General features: G+C 48.2%; 15 protein-coding genes and 1 tRNA gene. 7 read left to right on the top strand and 9 right to left on the bottom strand.

The window, feature by feature from the left end:
- The first annotated feature begins 4 nt into the window (after positions 1 to 4).
- The 6 genes from B3850_RS08465 to bfr (B3850_RS08440) all read left to right on the top strand — a co-directional run bounded on the left by B3850_RS08465 (position 5) and on the right by bfr (B3850_RS08440) (position 5,229).
- Positions 5 to 946 carry a CorA family divalent cation transporter gene (locus B3850_RS08465; RefSeq protein ID WP_286875498.1) on the top strand — a complete coding sequence of 314 codons (942 nt, stop codon included), beginning with the start codon at positions 5 to 7 and terminating at the stop codon, positions 944 to 946.
- 102 nt (positions 947 to 1,048) lie between these two features.
- A complete protein-coding gene (locus tag B3850_RS08460) occupies positions 1,049 to 2,923 on the top strand; it encodes an acetate--CoA ligase (protein ID WP_286911633.1) in 1,875 nt (624 codons plus the stop codon).
- 43 nt (positions 2,924 to 2,966) lie between these two features.
- Positions 2,967 to 3,941: a calcium/sodium antiporter gene (locus B3850_RS08455; protein ID WP_286911632.1), complete on the top strand. Its 975-nt coding sequence runs from the start codon at positions 2,967 to 2,969 to the stop codon at positions 3,939 to 3,941.
- An 85-nt stretch (positions 3,942 to 4,026) separates the two neighbouring features.
- Positions 4,027 to 4,251, top strand: coding sequence for a bacterioferritin-associated ferredoxin (locus B3850_RS08450; RefSeq protein WP_074668873.1), 225 nt, complete (start codon positions 4,027 to 4,029; stop codon positions 4,249 to 4,251).
- Positions 4,252 to 4,285: 34 nt separating this feature from the next.
- Positions 4,286 to 4,762 carry a bacterioferritin gene (gene bfr / locus B3850_RS08445; protein WP_053952900.1) on the top strand — a complete coding sequence of 159 codons (477 nt, stop codon included), beginning with the start codon at positions 4,286 to 4,288 and terminating at the stop codon, positions 4,760 to 4,762.
- Positions 4,762 to 5,229 (top strand): bacterioferritin, encoded by a 468-nt coding sequence (gene bfr / locus B3850_RS08440; RefSeq protein ID WP_053952901.1) that lies wholly within the window; start codon positions 4,762 to 4,764, stop codon positions 5,227 to 5,229. The genes bfr (B3850_RS08445) and bfr (B3850_RS08440) overlap by 1 nt, the downstream gene beginning before the upstream one ends.
- A gap of 53 nt (positions 5,230 to 5,282) precedes the next feature.
- Here bfr (B3850_RS08440) and B3850_RS08435 read toward each other — a convergent pair whose 3' ends face one another.
- The 7 genes from B3850_RS08435 to B3850_RS08405 all read right to left on the bottom strand — a co-directional run bounded on the left by B3850_RS08435 (position 5,283) and on the right by B3850_RS08405 (position 12,679).
- Complete coding sequence (locus tag B3850_RS08435; RefSeq protein WP_058579469.1) at positions 5,283 to 5,621, bottom strand: hypothetical protein; 339 nt, start codon at positions 5,619 to 5,621, stop codon at positions 5,283 to 5,285.
- Positions 5,622 to 5,801: 180 nt separating this feature from the next.
- Positions 5,802 to 5,889: transfer RNA gene (locus B3850_RS08430), tRNA-Ser, on the bottom strand.
- A 46-nt stretch (positions 5,890 to 5,935) separates the two neighbouring features.
- Positions 5,936 to 7,567 (bottom strand): methyl-accepting chemotaxis protein, encoded by a 1,632-nt coding sequence (locus tag B3850_RS08425; RefSeq protein WP_286872346.1) that lies wholly within the window; start codon positions 7,565 to 7,567, stop codon positions 5,936 to 5,938.
- A gap of 126 nt (positions 7,568 to 7,693) precedes the next feature.
- Positions 7,694 to 8,356: a gamma-glutamyl-gamma-aminobutyrate hydrolase family protein gene (locus B3850_RS08420; protein WP_053952905.1), complete on the bottom strand. Its 663-nt coding sequence runs from the start codon at positions 8,354 to 8,356 to the stop codon at positions 7,694 to 7,696.
- A complete protein-coding gene (locus B3850_RS08415) occupies positions 8,329 to 9,306 on the bottom strand; it encodes an amidoligase family protein (protein WP_286872340.1) in 978 nt (325 codons plus the stop codon). Before B3850_RS08415 ends, B3850_RS08420 begins: the two co-directional genes overlap by 28 nt.
- Positions 9,299 to 10,684: a M28 family metallopeptidase gene (locus B3850_RS08410; RefSeq protein WP_286872338.1), complete on the bottom strand. Its 1,386-nt coding sequence runs from the start codon at positions 10,682 to 10,684 to the stop codon at positions 9,299 to 9,301. The genes B3850_RS08415 and B3850_RS08410 overlap by 8 nt, the downstream gene beginning before the upstream one ends.
- A 72-nt stretch (positions 10,685 to 10,756) precedes the next feature.
- Positions 10,757 to 12,679, bottom strand: coding sequence for a PilZ domain-containing protein (locus tag B3850_RS08405; RefSeq protein ID WP_286872334.1), 1,923 nt, complete (start codon positions 12,677 to 12,679; stop codon positions 10,757 to 10,759).
- Between the two features lie 71 nt (positions 12,680 to 12,750).
- On the opposite strand from B3850_RS08405, the gene B3850_RS08400 reads away from it, so the two are divergent.
- Entirely contained in the window at positions 12,751 to 13,593 is an 843-nt protein-coding gene (locus B3850_RS08400) for an SDR family oxidoreductase (protein ID WP_286911631.1), read from the top strand.
- Here B3850_RS08400 and B3850_RS08395 read toward each other — a convergent pair.
- Both B3850_RS08395 and gltB read right to left on the bottom strand, forming a co-directional pair.
- Entirely contained in the window at positions 13,560 to 14,996 is a 1,437-nt protein-coding gene (locus tag B3850_RS08395; RefSeq protein ID WP_286872328.1) for an FAD-dependent oxidoreductase, read from the bottom strand. The two genes, B3850_RS08400 and B3850_RS08395, sit on opposite strands and share 34 nt — an antisense overlap.
- A complete protein-coding gene (gltB, locus tag B3850_RS08390; protein WP_286911630.1) occupies positions 14,996 to 19,462 on the bottom strand; it encodes a glutamate synthase large subunit in 4,467 nt (1,488 codons plus the stop codon). The genes B3850_RS08395 and gltB overlap by 1 nt, the downstream gene beginning before the upstream one ends.
- Positions 19,463 to 19,586: the final 124 nt, after the last annotated feature.

The raw sequence follows: 19,586 nt of genomic DNA, 5'->3' as shown, positions 1-19,586 counted from the left end.
TCAAATGGACTTTCTTATTGATAGCTGGGACTTTTCAACAAGTCCCGCCAAAGCCTGCGCGTCGCCAACGACTCATCAGCCGAGTTGCTGGTTTCACTTTCAACGGGACGCTGAAGGGCTAAGCGATTGGCTGACTCAGGCCGGTATTCCGGAGCCTCTCATTGACGCCGTACTGGAAGAAGACACCCGCCCTCGTTTTCAACGCTTACCCGACGGCTTTATTTTGCTGCTACGTGGCGTTAACCTAGCCAGCGGTGAACAACCGGAAGACATGTTGAGCCTACGTTTACTCTATTATAAAGGCGCGCTCTATACCTTTAGAAAACGCCCCTTCAATGCCATTGCGCATTTGCGCGAGCAGCTTAAACATCAGTCTGGCCCAGACTCTTTGCACGACTTTATTGTCAGCCTTATTGAGCAAATTAATCTAAAAGTCGAAGACGTGGTGTCAGACGCTGAAGACGCCATCGAAAAAATTGAAGGGCAAGGCTTCGACGACACTGCGTCTTTGCAGATTCAGCTGACATCACTGCACCGCAGATTATTGCGTTTAAACCGTTTTATACGCCCGCAATTAGCGGCGTTAGAAAAGCTCACAACAGAAGCCGAGCGCATTATGCCAAGTGAGTTGCACCAATGGCTCATTAACGAACGCGACACCACCCAACGACTGTTCGAGCAAATCGACTTAATGCTTGAACAGATTTGGATGCAGCGTGAGCAAATACAGCAAGCCATCGCCGAAAAAATGAATAGAAACACTTACTGGCTGTCGGTTATTGCCGGAGTTTTCCTTCCATTAAGCTTTCTGACGGGGGTTTTCGGCATTAATATTGGTGGTATGCCAGGGGTAGGAAGTGAGGATGCTTTCCTCATTTTCTGTGTTGCCCTAGTTGTTATTGCCGTTGTCGAGTTCTTACTACTACGGCGTCTCCGATTTTGGTAAAAATCTGTAAAAGTCACCTTAGTTAGACCTAAGTCGAATGGGAAATTGCGGGTAACAGAATAAGCTTGAAAGCATCAGTATTTAAGAAGTAAGGACAGTGCTATGCAAGCTTATAAGAAGCTTTATTCTGAAGCCCAGCAAGACCCGGAAGGATTCTGGCTTGAGCAGGCCAGTCGCCTAGACTGGTTTACCCCACCCAAAACCGCAGCCAATGTTCGAAAAAACGGCATGGCTGACTGGTTTCCCGACGGCAAAGTAAATGTCAGTCATTTAGCGTTAGACGCACAAATTAATGCAGGTCGTGGTGACCAGGTAGCACTGTATTACGACTCTCCCGTTACCAACACACAACGCCATTACACCTATAGCCAGCTTAAGGAAGAAGTGGCGGCTTTTGCCGGCGCCTTAAAGGCTCAGGGGGTTAACGTTGGTGACCGGGTGGTTATTTATTTACCAATGATTCCACAAGCTGCCATTGCCATGCTGGCCTGTGCCCGCATTGGTGCTATTCACTCTGTTGTGTTTGGCGGCTTTGCTGCGCATGAGTTGGCGGTTCGAATCGACGATGCTAAACCCAAGGCCATTGTCACCGCTTCTTGCGGTGTCGAGGTTAACAAAGTTCTAGAGTACAAGCCCATTGTCGATAAAGCCATAGAGGAAGCAACACACAAGCCCAGCTCAGTCATTGTTCACCAAAGGCCGGAATGCACAGCCGAGCTAAAAAATGAGGGCGATATCGACTGGAACGATGCTGTCGAAAATGCGGCGCCCGCAGAGCCCGTTGCCGTACCTTCAACACACCCGCTGTACATTCTCTACACCTCAGGAACCACCGGTAAACCGAAAGGGGTGGTACGCGACCACGGCGGTTACGCAACCGCTTTAAATTTCTCAATGAGCTATGTGTATGGCTTAAAACCCGGAGACACCTTCTTTACCGCCTCGGATGTCGGCTGGGTTGTTGGACACTCGTACATTGTCTACGGTCCATTAATTTTTGGGTGCAGCACCGTGCTGTATGAAGGCAAGCCCGTTAACACGCCAGACGCGGGGGCGTTTTGGCGTATTATCGAGCACTACAAAGCTAAAGCGGTATTCTCAGCACCAACCGCGTTCCGGGCAATAAAAAAAGAAGACCCCGACGGCAAGTTTTTGGAAAAGTACGATATTAGCTCATTAGAGCGAATTTATATGGCCGGCGAGCGCCTTGACCCAGCCACCTATGAGTGGACCACTGAGTTGACCGACAAACCGGTTTACGATCACTGGTGGCAAACCGAAAGCGGTTGGCCAATGTGTGCCAACCCGGTCGGCATTGAGTCGGCTAAAGTTAAACCCGGTTCATCAACATTTCCGGTACCCGGTTATGAAATATCGGTGCTCGACCCTCTGGGCAAGTCGGTCGACAACGGCGAGGAAGGTGCCATTTGTGTCAGGTTACCCCTGCCCCCTGGTTGCCTGACAACCGTCTGGGAAGACGAGGAGCGTTTGCACAACAGTTACCTGAAAGCCTTCCCGGGGTACTATTGCAGCGGCGACGGTGGCTACATCGACAAAGACGGCTATGTCTTCATTATGGGACGTACGGATGATGTTATTAATGTCGCCGGTCACCGACTTTCAACAGGCGAAATGGAAGAAATACTGGCCAGTCATCCCGCAGTGGCCGAATGTGCTGTTGTTGGACAGCCGGACGATCTTAAAGGTGAGTTACCCATCGGTTTTGTTATATTGAAAAACGCTGTCGATATTACTCAAGAGCAATTACAGGACGAGCTCATACAGCTCGTTCGCAGCAAAATTGGCGCCATTGCCTGTCTGAAAACCTTACACATTGTTCCGCGTTTACCCAAAACACGCTCGGGAAAAATTCTGCGCCGGATTATTCGACAGTTAGTACAAGGCAACGAGGTGTCTGTACCATCAACCATTGATGACCCAACAAGTATTGATGCTTTAAAACAAACACTGAGTTAAACTAGCGCCCATTGTTTATTCAGTGGGTAAAGCGTGAGTTTTTATGGTGTTATCAATAGTTGCAGTTATTATTGGCCTGGCGGTTCTGGTTTGGAGTGCTGACAAGTTCGTTGAAGGAGCCGCCGCCGTTGCTCGTCATTTAGGCATGGCGCCATTGGTTATCGGCATGGTGATCATTGGATTTGGCACTTCGGCCCCGGAAATGGTTGTCTCGGCCATTGCCTCTATTGATGGCACCCCTGCGCTAGCATTGGGTAACGCCTATGGCTCTAACATCACCAATATCGCGTTAGTGCTGGGTATAACCGCTGTATTAGCGCCCATTGCCGTGAAGTCAGTGGTTATTCGTCGTGAAATGCCGGTACTTATTGGTATTACACTTCTCAGCGCTATTTTCTTGCTTGATTATGAAATTACTCACCTCGAAGCCGCTATTCTTCTATTGGTTTTCTTTGCGTACATGGGCTGGTCTGTGTGGGTCGGCTCGAAAAGCGGTGACGACGCGCTCGCTGCTGAATACACTCAAGAGCTCGACGAGCATCCTCTGCCGATGAAACCCGCTATTATTTGGTTAATTGTTGGCTTATTGCTGCTTATTGTCAGCTCAAGAGCATTGGTTTGGGGCGCAGTGAATATTGCAACAGCATTAGGTGTCAGTGACCTTGTTATTGGCCTGACCGTCGTTGCCATTGGCACCTCATTGCCGGAGCTGGCTTCTGCTATTGCGGCAACACGCAAAAATGAACATGACCTGGCATTGGGTAATGTAATTGGCTCAAATATGTTTAATACCTTGGCTGTCGTGGGTATTGCCGGTGCTATTAAGCCTATTACACTAGAGCCTCTGGTACTCAGCCGTGACTGGATTGCCATGGCCGTTCTGACATTGCTATTAATGGCCTTTAGCATACGTAAAGCTCGTCAGGGCCGCATTAACCGTGTCCACGGCGCTATTTTTATCGCTTTATACATTGCTTATACACTGTACCTGCTTAAAACTGGTTTTATTAACCCTTAGTAAGTACGGTAAGTACCACTCAAAAGCTATTGCAAATAGTTCGCATTTAAAATAGACTATCACTAACTCGTTGAGGTGATAGTCTATGTATGTATGTCTTTGTAAAGGAGTCAATGATAAAACCATCCACCAGGCCGTAAGCCGTGGAGAGGTTTCGTCAATGCGTGATCTCCGCCAGCAATATGGCGTAGCGTCGCAATGTGGCTGCTGTAAAGACTGTGCAAAAACCGTTCTTAACGAGGCGCTTCAGGAAAACTCCCCGAAAAAATCTCAAGAGACTTCGCTGCCAGTATCAGTGTGCTACACTTAATTCATACGTTGTGAATTAAGAGGTAGCTCGAACTATGAAAGGTGATGCAAAAGTTATTCAGCAGCTTAATAAGGTGCTGACCTTAAAGCTGACCGCTATCAACCAGTACTTTCTACACGCCCGCATGTACCAAAACTGGGGCTTCAACAGCCTTAACAAAGCTGTCTACAAAGCATCTATCGAAGAAATGAAACATGCCGACGTTATTATCGAACGCATTTTATTTCTTGAAGGTATTCCCAATTTACAAGAGCTAGGAAAGCTGTATGTTGGAGAAGAGCCTCGCGAAATGTTAGAGCTTGACCACAAGGTGCAGTTTGGTGACGTCAGCGCCATACGCGACGCCATAAAAGTCTGCGAAGAGCACAAAGACTATGTCAGTCGTAAAGCGTTACGGGATATTCTGGACGCTCAGGAAGAGCACCTGGACTGGCTGGAAACTCAAATTGATCTTATCTCCCGCCTTGGTAATGAGGTGTACTTACAAACAAAAATGGATGAGGCTGAGTAATGCGCAGAGATAACAATGTTGTTGAGCAATTAAACCGTTTGCTCGCGTTTGAACTGACATCAATTGACCAATACACCTCCCACTCACGTCAATACGAAGATTTTGGCTTAATGAAGCTTTATGAGCGCATTAACCATGAAATTGATGACGAACGTGGTCATGCAGATTTACTGATTCGTCGTATTCTGTTTTTAGAAGGCGAGCCGGACATGAAAAGCCGTGAGCCGCACAATATTGGCTCTGACGTTCGTGAAATGCTGGAAAACGACTTACAGCTTGAGTACAACAATGCGAAAACATTGCGTGAAGTTATCGAGTATTGCGAAGAAGTCGACGACTACGTTACGCGCGATATGTTGGTAGGTATTTTAAAAGACACCGAAGAAGACCACGCCTACTGGCTGAAAATTCAGTTGGGCTTGATGGACAAGCTGGGTGAACAGCTTTACTTACAGAAAATGATGTAAGTTTTGTTTATGAAAGCAAAAAGGCGCCAGAGAGCGCCTTTTTAGTATCTGGCTTATAAGCCGTAGACCGTGACATAAAACTCGTCAGCATCGTCGGTTGATTCAACGGTATACTCTACCGGCACATTGCTCTCACCACCCGGGCCAGACATAATTAAATCGGCCGCGCACTGGTAAGTATCCAGCTTTTCATCGTGCCCCTGCGTGCGAATAGCGTCTAATGACATATCAATTAAGTTCGCAAATTCAGTTCCAAACTGAGCAACTAACTCGTCATTGCTAATTTCTAACACTAAATCGACCGTTTCAGAGTCACTGCACGCCGGCGTTCCGCCGCTGCACGCCGATAACATAATTGCGCCTGCCACTACCGGTAAAACTCGCTTAAACATAACCTGTCCTTATTGGTTTTATTACTTGGCAGGAAAGCGCCAGAACAAAATGCAATGTCACACCTTCCCTGGTACTTACCTATTAAACGAATTTTTAAACTACCACCCGGGGGGATTATTGCAATAGAAACGAGTCTTGCAGACACAAAAAAACCGCCACAAGGGCGGTTTCTTTGTATCTGGCGGAGAGAGAGGGATTCGAACCCTCGATACGTTGCCGTATACACACTTTCCAGGCGTGCGCCTTCAGCCACTCGGCCACCTCTCCAGAACGGCCGCTATGGTAGGGGTTTTAGCCGTTCTAATCAAGGGCTTTAAGCAATTTTAAAGCGCTTCATGCCATTATTTAACCGTTTTGCCAGCTCTTGCAGCTCGCGGCTGGCTTCACTAATTTGCTCTGAGCCCGCAGCGGCTTGCTCAGCAGCTTCGGTGATAGAGGTGAAGTTCTGGTTAATTTCTTCTGCAACAGCGGTTTGCTCTTCAGCAGCTGTTGCTATTTGTGCGTTCATGTCGCTCATTTTCGCAACCGAGGTGTTTACAGACTGCAATGACTCCCCTGCTCTGCGCGCTTGCTCAACACTCTCGGTGGCTTTCTGGCGGCCTTGCTCCATCACGTCAACCGCGTTGGTGGCGCTGCCACGCATGGTTTCAATAAGGCTTTGAATGCTGCGTGTTGAGTCCTGAGTTCTGTTTGCCAGTGCCCGAACTTCGTCGGCGACTACTGAGAAACCTCGCCCATGTTCACCTGCGCGAGCTGCCTCTATCGCTGCGTTCAGCGCCAGCAAGTTGGTCTGGTCAGCAATGCCTTCAATAACCTCTAGAACTTTATTAATTTCAGCAGTATTGTCAGACAGTTCACCAATAACCGCTGAAGCACTTTCAACCTGCTTAGCCAGCTCTTCAATAGAGCGCACCGTTGCTTCCACTTCACGGCTGCCGTTGACGGTTTCCTTGTCGGTATCATCGGCTAGCTGCGCCGCTTCTTCGGTATGCTGTGCAACTTCACGAACCGTTTGCGACATCTGGTGAATGGCTGTTGCACCTTGAGTAGTTTGCTCTTGTTGTTCAACCACAAGCTTCTGATTATTGCCAGCAGTTTCGGACAATTCAGAAGATGCGTCAACTAGGGTATTAGCCGACTCGTTCACTTCCTTCAACAAACCCTGTAAACGGCGCACCATGGTGTTTACATCATCCATCATGCTGCCTTTGTACTTAGACCGTGTCTCAACCGTTAAATCGCCATCCGCAATTTTCTGAAGCACCTCGGCTGCTTCTTCTGGCTCACCACCAATTTTATGTGTGAGTCGAACCACAATTCTCCAGGCAACCAAACCACCGGCAATAATTGCAAAGGCGGTTATCCACCACATTAACGTGGCAAAGTTTTCGCTTCGCTCCATAACACCCTGGGTGCCCTTAGAGATGCTCGCTTCCTGATAGTCGATAAAGTCGTTAATACGGTTAAGCCACTCAGCGTAAATAGGCCCCAGCTCACGAATAACGTAGTCCTGCGCTTGCTGACGTTGGTCCGACTGCAGCAAACGCTCAACTTCCGCAGCAGACTCTAAGCCTTGTTCACGTATTTGCGCTATTGCCGCTAATAGCGATTTTTCCTCGCTATTAACGAGCTGCTCGTCAGAAATAATTCGCTGCATACCCTGTTGAGACTCTGCGTAGTCATTTTTTAGCTTCGCAATAAGTTCTCTCAAAGGCGGCCGTTCGCTGGCACGCTCAACTAACACTAAGTCGCGTAACGCAATGGCTCTGTCGTGCACACTGCCACGGTAATTGATAGCAAATCGTTGTTTTTCGCTACCGACTTCGTTGACACGCATCAGGGTTTTATCAATTTCGCCTACTTGGTAGGTGCCTATAATGGTGGTTATTGCAAGCAATAACAGAATGAACGCAAAGCCTGCGTATAACCTATTTGCTATCGTCATCTTTCTCTTACCTCAAAACTGCCGGGATTTATATTTAGTTGAATGTTTATACAGAATAACTGAAAGGAAGGATCAGAAAGAACGGATAAAATAAGATGAAATTAATCGGTTTTTGCGTTTAATTATTTAACGGCTTAATAACCAACGAAAAATTCTGAGTTGGCTGGGTACGTAAAACATATATTCCGGATGCCACTGAACGCCAATAACGGCTCGTTCTCGACCATCACTCTCAGACGCCTGAATAAAGCCGTCTAAGTCCCAGCCGGTAGCTCGTATGCCTACACCCACCCGTTTTACAATTTGAGAGTGCAGACTGTTCACGCGGAGCTTATTCTTCTTGCATATTTCTGACAGCAAACTGCCCTTTTCTAAAAACACTTGTTTAGTCGGCAACAAGCCCGGACGGTTATAGGTTAGCTTTCTCAGCTCTTTTATGTTCTGGTTCAGTTCACCACCAAGCACGACATTAATAAGTTGAGAGCCGCGACAAATGCCCAAAAGCGGCTTTCTATTCTCAAGCGCCCACTGTATCCAGCGAATTTCAATGTCATCGCGATCGGGGTCATATTCGCCATCGGGCTCGGGAGGCTGGTTGTAGTGAGACGGACTGATGTCATCGCCACCACCAATAATTACGGCATCCACGTTGGGGCTTTCACAGCGGTGCCTGACACTCACTCTTATGGGGTGAGCACCAAGTAGCCTGAGCGCCAGCCAGGTGCACCACCACGAGGGAGACCATTTGCGTGCGGCCCCTGTTACCACCACTCGCGGTCGCTGAGCCATTGCGTTAGCCTTTCTTTCCAGTCCGTTTCGGCGACGCCCATTATCGGTCTCTCCGCCTCGAGAAATGCATTGCGCCAATACGCCAAAGCGTTTTGGTCACTTGCCAAAGCTTCTATCACCCACCATAAGTTCCATTCTTCACTAAGCTGCCAGCCGGGATGCTCAATTTGGCAATTAGGAAGACGGTAATGAAACGTTGGACGTGCTTTTATTTTTCCGTCATTAACAACATTCATGACCTTATCTTCGTCAACCATGCTAAACAGCGGAAGCATATCTAACGCTCGGTTTCGAGTTGCGTTAAACGACAAATAATCATCAATGAGTGTCGACATATCAGCCTCGTCCTGAGTCATCAGGCGGTGCAGATAGTCTTCAGGGTATTTATCAATATACGGGCTGATTTTGCGTGTGGTATCAACCTGATGCTTCTCGATTAGCCACCATTGCAGCAGACCATAGGCCTGCAAATATCGCAGTACGGTTGGCGCATCGAGTTTAGGAATTTCAGCATTGATATGAACCCCATAGGCAGCTATCCAGGACTCATCGGTACCTTTTGCGCCTGCGTTACGAAGCTTATCAACGAGCGTTGTCAGTACCTTGCACTGCTCTAGCGTTAACGGTGGGCAGACAATTTCAATCGGCACCCAACGCTCCGCTAAATTGCCCAGCTCTTTTAACAGGCTGGACTCGTCGGCGCCCTCTGCTTTCGCTTTTTTCTTAAGGTACGCCCAGTCAATTTCGACATTGAAAGTGCCTAAGTCGGACGTTTTAACTTTGTGCTCTGCTTTTGATTCACGAACACATTCGCCATCGACGACTGAGCACAAAATTGTCGATGTCTGTTCTAATGTTAAGCCACTGAACTCCAGCTCAAAACCAACAGTTCTTGGTTCGTCGCTGTCATTCAGTGGCACAGGTAGTTCTTTAAAGTACGTCTCACTCAATCGAAAACTGTCCTGCTGGTCCTGGGAAAACAACCGGGCTTTCAAAGCCGTCTTTGCTTACACTAGCTACACCAAAAATGTAGTTATCGATCACAATGTTTTCCAGCGTGTATTCATTCACGTTGCCAACATAGCGGCTAAACTGCCACTGTGGTGCGTCGGTTAAACGCCAATACACTTTATAACCAGTAATGTTCTCTTCGTCTTCGCTTTGCGCACTCCAGCTTAACGTTGTATCTGGTTTAACAGCCCCTTCAATTTCAACGTTCGCCGGTGGTCGTGGAGCCCACGCCATGCTAGCCAATGATGCGGCGTTCAATGCGGTTAGTTTAGCGGCGTATTCAAAGTTCACACCATCAATAGTGTCACCATACTTAATGCCATTTTCGGTACGCAAGTCCTGATGCTGACGGTTGTAGTTTTCATTCGTTTCCATAATACGAATGCCCGGATAGCCGAGGTCGTTAAAGGGTCTGTGGTGACCGCCACGACCAAAACGGTCTAAACGATAAATCACCATGGTATCTAAATTCGGCACATATCGGTCTGCCACCCAGTCTATGTAACGCGCTAAATTGCGAGACGGAGAGTCAACCTCCCCACCATAGTAACGACGCATAGTGGCTTCACGGTCTGACTCGTTCATACGGGTGCCTTCAGCAAAAATTCGCGCAGTTGAATTGTTGATAACACCGTTAATACCCTCAATGTTGCCAATCATGTCGTTATTCAACACAGCGGTTAGATGCCAATTTTCGTCTTTGGCTTTCTTCGCCAAAATTTTACCGCCAAACAAACCTTGTTCCTCGCCCGCCAAAGCGGCGTAAACGATAGAGCCATCAAACTCGTATTGACTCAGCACGCGTGCCGCTTCCAAGGTGCCTGCAACACCTGAAGCATTGTCATTTGCACCGGGAGCGTCTGATGTGTAGTCCATAACGTCACTAACGCGAGAGTCGATATCGCCTGACATCATGACGTAGCGATTCGGATCGGTTGTTCCTTTTTGAATAGCAATAACGCTTTTTACTTCTACCGGGTCTGGAATGCGGTCTTCGCCAGACACAACGTCACTGACATACATAACTTCCAGACAACCACCGCAGGCTTGCGATATTTTCTCAAACTCCGAATAAATCCAGCGGCGCGCAGCACCAATACCACGAGTATCAGACTCCGTTTCTGACAGCGTATGACGCGTACCGAAGCTCACTAATTTACGAATGTCTTTTTCTATGTTGTCGGCTTCTACGGCTTTCACAATGTCGTGCAGCTCTTCTTTATCTTCATAACTCACTGCGTCCTGAGCATGGACTCCGAATGAAAACGTCGTACCCAGCCCCAGTAACAGCGCAGGCGCTAACCATTGTTTAGTCATAAAACAACCCTTCTTAACTATTGAAGTAATGTCATTCGATTATGCGGTATGACAACCGTGATGAAAAGGCGCTTAATTGGCTTGCTTTAGAACGCTCTTTGGCTGTTGTACAAGTGAAGATAAATGAATCAGGCTTTGAGTCACGTCTGACACGGTAATAACAGCCTTACACTGAAGAAACTCCGCTTCAAACTCTTTCGCCCGGTGCGGTAGATAGCGGCTTATATAGGACAATTCGTTACGCACCGCATCGCTCAAGTTGGCTTCACAGCAGCTGCCGTGGATGTGTAAGGCTAAAATTTGACCGTCATCTTTTAGAAAATTCACATATTCAGCCGCCTCATTAAAAGTCTTGTAGGTCTTTAATGACCGCCCTATTACCGTTTCTTTGCCTGGAAGGTGCGACACTCGTAATACAACAATCGTTGGCAAATCGCTGGGATCTTTTGTTCGCTTTAACGCATCAATAATTTGCCGCTGTAACTGTCGCCCCCCCAATACTTTATCACTGTCACTGAGCCAAAAGCCGGCGTCTTTAAAGGGAGCCGGCAAGCCCTCGCTAAAGGGCATAAGACCCGCTACTTTAGGCTGCCACTTACCGCCGTCTTTATGAACAAATAAGGCGTTCGATAAAGCATTGCTAAATTGCACTGACAGAGTGCTCTCATCGCTTTCAATAACTGAGACTTTCCGTAACGAAGGGTCTTCTAACTGGTAAGGTTTCAACTTTGACAGCGCTAGCTTCTCAACATTTGTGTCATTCACAAACGGCAGCGGCAACTTTTGAAGTTCAGCAAATACTGCGTGTCGCTTGGCATCGTGCGTTAGGGTGATTTCATAAATCTGTACAGGGTACCCAGCCTGTTTTAAAGCAAATAACGACCCTAGCCAGCCTGCTTCTTTGCTCAATTCGGCGACAGGAACAATGTACTCGTGCCAACGCTTATTTAGCGGCAGACTCAATCTGAAAAAACAAAGCTGACGTCGACTTTGCTTACGTTCCGCTTTCAGCTCATCAACCGATTGCTTCACCCACGCCATTTCCATGAGTTGCGCGAGCGTATCGGTGGCATGCTTTTGCCAACTGTTTAATAAAGTCCGGTTAGTTTCAGTAGCCAGCACACAACAAGTTGGCTTATCGTCTGGCAAGACTATTTTTAATCCACCGTAGACGCTCGCCCACAGTGTTTCATAACCACGGGCTTTTACTCTCTGCAAGCTATGATCAATATTGACTTTATAGCGTGGTTTATACTGACTGATAAGCTCATTAATAAAAGTGCGAAAGGCGTTGTTGTCATCAGTTTCTAATCGCTTCAGCCGCAAGTAAACGTATGGTTCACTGCTCTGCACAGCAACCACGCGGTATTGCACGCACGGCTTACTGTTAACCACAAAATTCTCTGCTATGCCAGAAAAGCACACTTCCAGCTGAGCAAAAAGTAACGACTTTATTTGTTCGGAAGATTCCACTTTTATTTGCAGACCATTTGTCGATATATCCACCGACGTTGCAGTAAACGACTGTCCATCCGCTAACGTAAAAGAAATCGGCGAGACAAAGTTCATACGCTCTTCCCGACGAGAATAAGGATGCCCGGCTATAAAGCTGTCTAAGGAAGCCGCTTGTGTATTACTTGCCGTTAATTCATGAGTGTATTGATTTCTCAACGCCAGAATTTGCTGTTTAGTGTCTTCGGTAAAAACGCCTTTATACGCTTTAAGCCCCTGTTCAAACAGTTGCTGTGCGCGGTTGTGAAAATAATGCGTGCGGCCCTGAAAGGGATAAGGGAACACGTCATATGGGACTTTTTTACGTAAATCGACAACGCCTAATGCCGGTTTCGCCAATTCGGTAATCGCCATTTTCACTTTCAGCTTTTCAGGACCGCTGAGGTGCTTTGTTTTGCGCTTAAATACAGACTCAAACTGCGAGCGATGATACTCTGTTTTTAACTCGTCAACGAGTGTCTGCAAGGCGGCATTGAAGGTCATTGTGGCACTGTTTTTTATCGTTATTTAAGTCGCTGATACATTTTATTTACATTAACGCTAAGGGGTTGATCATGCAAACGCTTTTACTCGGCTACGGAGACATCGCGCAACGTATCGCACGTTTATTGGCAGCAGAAGGTCATCGTGTCACCGGACTTTGCCGCCACCCCGACAACAAGCCTGTTATTGACGGCGTGCAACTTGTTGCTGGGGACTATGATAACGAGCAGGACTTACGGCAGTTATTCGACACTCAATGGGACGCTGTTGTTATTACTCTGACGCCTTCGAGCTCAGGCTCACAACGCTACCACGATGGCTACGTCGTGCCTTGTAGGCACTTGCAGCAGGTATTGGCACAAAGTGGGCAACAGCCTTACATTATTTATGTGTCCAGTACCGGCGTTTATGCTCAGGAAAATGGCGAGTGGATAGATGAAACCAGTGAAACAGCTCCGACGTCAGAGTCTGGCAAAGCGTTGTTACAGGCTGAGTCGTTAATCGATTCGCTGCCGAGCCAAACCACAGTATTGCGTTGCAGCGGTATTTACGGCAAAGGTCGGGACTATTTATTAAAACAACTGATTGCCGGCAACATGAGTTTACGTGACAGCTGGACGAACCGAATTCATCAAGATGATGTCGCCGGTTTTATTCATGCGTTATTAACATCGATTAAAAGCCCGCAGCCGCTTTATCTTGTCAGTGACGATAAACCCGTTAAACAATACGACATGTATCAATGGTTAGCGGAGCAACTCGGAGCCAGTATTACCTCTGACGTAGAGCCTGGCCCAGGTCCCAGAGGTTCAAAGCTCTGTGACAATAGCCGCCTTAAAAACAGCGGCTATAAGCTTAAATACCCCACCTTTGTCGAAGGCTATGAGGCTTTTATTGATAGCTGGTCAAAATAATCGAGCATTCCTTCAGCGGCGGAGCGACCTTCGGCTATAGCGGTAACAACCAAGTCTGCGCCGCGAACCATGTCACCACCGGCGAAGATCTTCGGGTGACTGGTTTGCATAGCGAACTCTCGATTCGAGTCGGTTAACACCGTGCCCCAGTCGCTCAGTTCAACATTATGCTTCTTCAGCCACTCAGGTGGGTTCGCCTGGTAACCAAAAGCAATGATCACTGCGCTTGCCGGTAAGGTAAACTCAGAGCCCGCAACAGGCTCAGGCCGGCGTCGGCCATCACTGTCGGGCTGTCCTAATGCCGTTTTCACCATTTTGACACCAGTCACCTGTCCAGACTCGTTTGCTTCTATTTCCACTGGCTGAACGTTAAATAAGAACTCACCACCTTCTTCTTTGGCGTTTTCCACCTCGCGGCGCGAGCCCGGCATATTGCTTTCGTCGCGTCGGTAAGCGCAAGTCACCGACGTCGCACCTTGCCGAATTGAAGTGCGTACACAGTCCATAGCGGTATCACCACCACCCAGCACCACCACTTGTTGCCCGTTAAGGTCGATATGCGGGTATTGCGGCATGGGCTTATGCGCCATTAGGGTTTGTGTGTTACCAATAAGAAACGGTAATGCCGGATACACTCCGTTATGCTCTAACCCTTTTAAGCCGCCATCCAGTGCTTTGTAGGTGCCTAACGCCAGAAACACCGCGTCGTATTGCTCAAGCAGTTCCGAGAGCTTGATATCCTCACCAACAGTAACGCCCAATTCGAATCGCACGCCCATTTCAGTGAATATCTCGCGGCGTAACTTCATGACTGCCTTGTCGAGTTTGAATGGTGGAATACCGTAAGTCAGCAACCCACCAATTTCAGGGTAACGGTCATACACCGTTGCGGTAACACCATTACGCGCCAGTACATCGGCACAGGCTAAACCGGCCGGTCCTGCGCCAATAACAGCGACTCGCTCCACTCGCGGTGCGACCCCGCTTAAGTCGGGTCGCCAGCCATTGGCAAAGGCTTCATCGACAATTTGCTTTTCAATACTGCCAATAGTGACAGCACCGAAGCCATCGTTAAGCGTGCAAGCCCCCTCGCAGAGACGATCTTGCGGACACACACGACCACAGACCTCTGGCAGACTATTGGTTTTATGCATAAGCTCTGCAGCTTCCGTTACCCGCCCCTGATTCGCTAATTCCAACCATTGTGGAATATAGTTGTGAACCGGACACTTCCACTCGCAATACGGATTACCACAGTCCAGGCAACGATCAGCCTGCCCTTGCAACTGTACACCCGACATAGGCTCATAAATTTCGGTAAATTCAATACGGCGCTCATCGGCAGCCATTTTCGGCGGATCGATTCGCTGAACGTCTAGAAATTGATACACATTTTTATTCATTACATCACCTGTACCCGAAGTTCAGCAGTAGAGCGTGCGCGGTGTCCCAGTAAGTCGGACACGTCCTGAGATTTTGGCTTCACAATACGGAAGCTTTTTACCGTCTCGTCAAAGGACGCTAGTAGCTTTCTGGAGTATGCACTGCCGGTGGCCTCATGGTGTTCATGAATAAGCCCACGCAAATGCTCTTTAATAATGGAGGTTTCTATTTCTAACGCATCAACCAGCTCATGGTTTAAACGGCGGTGTAAGTCTCCGTCGATGTCTCGCAAATACGCAAAACCGCCTGTCATACCGGCACCAAAGTTGATGCCGCAATCGCCTAATACTGCGACAATACCACCTGTCATGTACTCACAGCCGTGATCACCAATAGACTCAACCACAGCGGTGGCTCCTGAATTACGTACGGCAAATCGTTCGCCGGCACCGCCCGCTGCATAAAGCTTGCCTCCGGTGGCTCCGTACAAGCAAGTATTACCCATAATGGCTGCTTTATGACTTAGGTAGTTTGCATTTCTAGGCTGCTTTAAGACAATTTCGCCGCCAGCCATGCCTTTACCGACGTAGTCGTTGGCATCTCCGGTCAGTCTTAGTTTTAAGCCACCAGCGTTCCAGGCACCGAAGCTTTGGCCTGCCGTACCGTTAAAGTTCAAAGTGATAGGCGCTGTCGCCATACCCTGATTACCATGCCATTTAGCAATATGGCCCGATAAACTCGCTGCAACAGAGCGGTCGTTATTTTGAATGGAAAACGACCACTTGCCGCCTGACTTATTTTCCACGGCAGACTGAGCCGCTGATAATATTTGCTGATTCAAGTCGCCTTTATCGAAAGGCTCGTTCTTTTCTGTGCAATGCAATGGGTATTCAGACTGAATGCCCGACGACGCAAGCAATTCGGTTAAGTCTACCGCTTGCTGACGTTTCGTTTCACCCGGTAAGCGCTCCAGCAAATCTGTGCGTCCAATCACGTCCGTAAGCTCTGTTACGCCCAAGTAAGACAGAATGTCGCGCACTTCTTCCGCCATAAACTCAAACAATCGAATGACTTTTTCCGGCAAGCCGGAGAAATGCTTCTTCCTGAGTAATTCGTCTTGGGTTGCAATACCGGTCGCGCAATTATTTAAGTGGCAAATTCTTAAGTATTTACAGCCCAGAGCGACCATCGGCGCAGTACCGAAACCAAAGCTTTCCGCACCTAAAATAGCGGCTTTGACAATATCTTTGCCGGTTTTCAGACCACCATCTACCTGCAGCCGTATTTTGTGTCTTAGTTTGTTGGTAACCAAGGCCTCATGCACCTCAGCGAGCCCCAGCTCCCAGGGTGAGCCGGCATACTTCACTGAGGTTAACGGACTGGCACCGGTGCCACCGTCGTAGCCCGAGACCGTAATAAGGTCAGCATAGGCTTTTGCCACCCCCGTAGCGATGGTTCCAATACCCGGCGTAGAAACCAACTTCACTGATACCAGCGCCGTTGGATTTACCTGCTTAAGATCAAAAATAAGCTGGGCGAGATCTTCAATCGAATAAATATCATGATGCGGCGGCGGTGATATTAATGTCGTACCCGGCACTGCGTAGCGCAGCTGGGCAATTTCCGCAGTCACCTTCTCGCCGGGAAGTTGCCCTCCTTCTCCGGGTTTCGCGCCTTGAGCCACTTTAATTTGAATAACGTCAGCATTCACCAGGTAATGCGGTGTCACACCGAAACGCCCTGACGCGACTTGTTTAATACGAGAGTTCTTTTCAGTATTGAACCGTTTAGGGTCTTCACCCCCTTCTCCAGAGTTGGAGTGTCCGCCAATTCGGTTCATTGCTACCGCTAGTGCTTCATGGGCTTCTGAACTGAGCGCACCAATGGACATAGCGGCGGTGTCAAAGCGTTGGTACAAACGCTCTTTGGGTTCAACCTGTTTAATGTCGATAGCGGGGGTTTCCGGCAGCTTCAAGTCCAGCAAGTCACGAATATGAGTCACTGGTCGTTCATTCACATGCTTGGCGTAAACTTTGTAAGCGCCTTCGTCTCCGGTATTAGCCGCTTCCTGTAAGGCCACCACAACATCGGGGTTATAAGCATGATACTCACTGCCATGAACGTACTTTAATAAACCACCCTGCGCTAAGGGTTTGCGTTTTAACCAGGATTTCTGGAAACGCTGCAGTAAATCCTGCTGTATGTCGTCAAAACCTGTTCCGTTAATGCGCGCAGGCATATTGCAAAAGGACAGCTCTCTGACATCCTCATTAAGCCCAACGGCTTCAAACAGCGATGCGCCACGGTAGCCGGAGATTGTCGAAATACCCATTTTCGAGAGTATTTTCAACAGCCCTTTATTCAGCCCTTTGCGGTAATTCAGTAGTGCTTCTCGGACGGATAAGTCAACTTTTTGCTTTTCAACGAGCTGTTCAACCGTTTCGTACGCCAAAAATGGGTATATAGCCGTGGCACCCAGCCCCAGAAGAACCGCCATGTGATGCGAGTCACGCGCTGACGCAGTTTCAATAATAATATTGGAGTCGCAGCGCAGGTTTTCATGCACCAACGCCTGTTGAACCGCGCCAACCGCCATTGGTGCCGGAATAGTAACATCGCCTTTTTCAAAGTGGCGGTCGCTAAGAATGGCAATGACCACGCTTTGCTGCCTTACCGCCTCAACCACGTTCTCAACAACTTCAGTGAGCGCCTGTTGTAACGGCTTATCTGCCGGATTAAAGGCCAGTGAAAAATTCATACTACGATAGTGTTTTTCATCTAACTCCCGCAGTTGCTTAATGTCGGTATACATTAAAATAGGCGACTCAAAGACCACTCGGTCGGCATCGCCAGACGCTTCATTAAATACGTTATGCTCGCGACCAATGATGGTGCTTAACGACATAACGTGACGTTCCCGAATAGGGTCGATGGCGGGGTTAGTGACCTGCGCAAACTGCTGCCGGAAATAGTCATAAAGCAGTCGCGGTTGCTTTGACAAAAAGGCTTGCGGGGTATCGTCGCCCATGGAGCCAACCGCTTCCTGACCGTCTTTAGCAAGAACACTAATCACCTGCTGCAGTTCTTCTTCGGAGTAGAGAAACGCTTTATGAAATACCGCCATTGTCTCGTCGTCATACAGCCGCTGGCCTATTTTGTCGGCGTGACTGCGCTCAAACGGCACTAAATGGCGACGGTTTTGTGACAACCATTGCTTGTAGGGGTGACGATCTTTAAGCTCGGTTTCTATGTCATCGTTATACCAAATTTTTCCGGTATAGGTGTCGACGGCCATCATCTGCCCCGGTCCCAGTCGACCTTTTTCTTTGACTTCGGCTTCGTCGTAGTCCCAAATACCCACCTCTGACGCGATAGTGAGAGTGCCAGATTCGGTCAACACGTAACGTGCAGGACGTAAGCCGTTTCTATCCAGACTGCAAGCCACATGGCGACCATTACTTAAGACAACACCGGCAGGACCGTCCCAGGGCTCCATATGAAGCGCGTTAAACTCGTAGAATGCACGCATATCTTCCGACATGGTTGCATCACCCTGCCAGGCAGGTGGAATTAACAAGCGCATTGCGCGGAATAAGTCCATACCACCGGCTAACAGTAACTCCAGCATATTGTCGAGAGAAGCAGAGTCTGAGCCGCTCATGCCAACTAACGGCGTTGCGTTTTGTAAGTCTGGCAGTAGCGGCGTGTGGAACTTATAGGCTCGGGCTCTTGCCCACTGTCGGTTTCCCCGTATGGTATTAATTTCACCATTATGGGCGAGAAAGCGAAATGGCTGTGCTAATGGCCAACGGGGTTGAGTATTCGTTGAAAAGCGTTGGTGAAACACACAAATAGTCGTCGTCAGTTTGTCGTTAGCGAGATCGTGATAATAACTAGCCAGATCTTTTGCTAACACCAGACCTTTATAAACAATGACTAAACTTGATAAAGAAGCGATATACAGTTCACTATTGTCGGCATAATGCTGTTCTATGCGACGGCGCGCCATATATAGCCGACGTTCCAGGTCTTTTTTTCGCCAGCCGGGAGGTGCTGACACAATGACTTGCTCGATATCAGGCTCAGACAGTGCGGCTTGCTCACCTAAAATAGAAGGCTCTGTCGGAACCTTACGCCACCCGTTTACGGTTAAAGTTTCTTTTTGTAACTCTTGCTCTATAAGCTGGCGAGCGGCTTCCTTTTTGTCATGGTCTTTACTAAAAAACACCATACCAACAGCAAACTTTTTACTGAGCGACCAATTCTGAGACTTCGCGTAGTCCTTAAAAAATTGTTCGGGTAACTGCAATAAAAGACCACAGCCGTCGCCTGTTTTACCATCCGAACCAATACCGCCACGGTGCTGCATTCTGTCCAGACCATGCAATGCGGTAGCGATTAACTCATGCCTGGCCTCACCATTGATATTAGCAATTAAGCCAAAGCCACAGTTGTCTCTTACATCTGCATTTTGATACAACCCCATGCAACGCCCCTGAATAAATAGTCAATTATTTTAGATTAGCATGCAGTTGTTAGGTTCGGAAGAGGTGCCGATTATTATCGTTATAAACAGGTTGTATAGATATATCGAGTAGGGTGAGGCGTCA

The sequence above is a fragment of the Idiomarina sp. UBA4520 genome, assembly GCF_002388365.1.
In the GTDB taxonomy this organism is placed as follows: domain Bacteria; phylum Pseudomonadota; class Gammaproteobacteria; order Enterobacterales; family Alteromonadaceae; genus Idiomarina; species Idiomarina zobellii.
This window is presented reverse-complemented; position numbering and strand designations above follow the sequence as displayed.

What these genes read in the sequence shown, in the direction of transcription:
- B3850_RS08465 (WP_286875498.1), top strand. Translation starts at nt 5, where the DNA reads ATGGACTTTCTTATTGATAGCTGGGACTTTTCAACAAGTCCCGCCAAA.
- B3850_RS08460 (WP_286911633.1), top strand. Translation starts at nt 1,049, where the DNA reads ATGCAAGCTTATAAGAAGCTTTATTCTGAAGCCCAGCAAGACCCGGAA.
- B3850_RS08455 (WP_286911632.1), top strand. Translation starts at nt 2,967, where the DNA reads ATGGTGTTATCAATAGTTGCAGTTATTATTGGCCTGGCGGTTCTGGTT.
- B3850_RS08450 (WP_074668873.1), top strand. Translation starts at nt 4,027, where the DNA reads ATGTATGTATGTCTTTGTAAAGGAGTCAATGATAAAACCATCCACCAG.
- bfr (WP_053952900.1), top strand. Translation starts at nt 4,286, where the DNA reads ATGAAAGGTGATGCAAAAGTTATTCAGCAGCTTAATAAGGTGCTGACC.
- bfr (WP_053952901.1), top strand. Translation starts at nt 4,762, where the DNA reads ATGCGCAGAGATAACAATGTTGTTGAGCAATTAAACCGTTTGCTCGCG.
- B3850_RS08435 (WP_058579469.1), bottom strand. Translation starts at nt 5,621, where the DNA reads ATGTTTAAGCGAGTTTTACCGGTAGTGGCAGGCGCAATTATGTTATCG.
- B3850_RS08425 (WP_286872346.1), bottom strand. Translation starts at nt 7,567, where the DNA reads ATGACGATAGCAAATAGGTTATACGCAGGCTTTGCGTTCATTCTGTTA.
- B3850_RS08420 (WP_053952905.1), bottom strand. Translation starts at nt 8,356, where the DNA reads ATGGCTCAGCGACCGCGAGTGGTGGTAACAGGGGCCGCACGCAAATGG.
- B3850_RS08410 (WP_286872338.1), bottom strand. Translation starts at nt 10,684, where the DNA reads ATGACTAAACAATGGTTAGCGCCTGCGCTGTTACTGGGGCTGGGTACG.
- B3850_RS08405 (WP_286872334.1), bottom strand. Translation starts at nt 12,679, where the DNA reads ATGACCTTCAATGCCGCCTTGCAGACACTCGTTGACGAGTTAAAAACA.
- B3850_RS08400 (WP_286911631.1), top strand. Translation starts at nt 12,751, where the DNA reads ATGCAAACGCTTTTACTCGGCTACGGAGACATCGCGCAACGTATCGCA.
- B3850_RS08395 (WP_286872328.1), bottom strand. Translation starts at nt 14,996, where the DNA reads ATGAATAAAAATGTGTATCAATTTCTAGACGTTCAGCGAATCGATCCG.
- gltB (WP_286911630.1), bottom strand. Translation starts at nt 19,462, where the DNA reads ATGGGGTTGTATCAAAATGCAGATGTAAGAGACAACTGTGGCTTTGGC.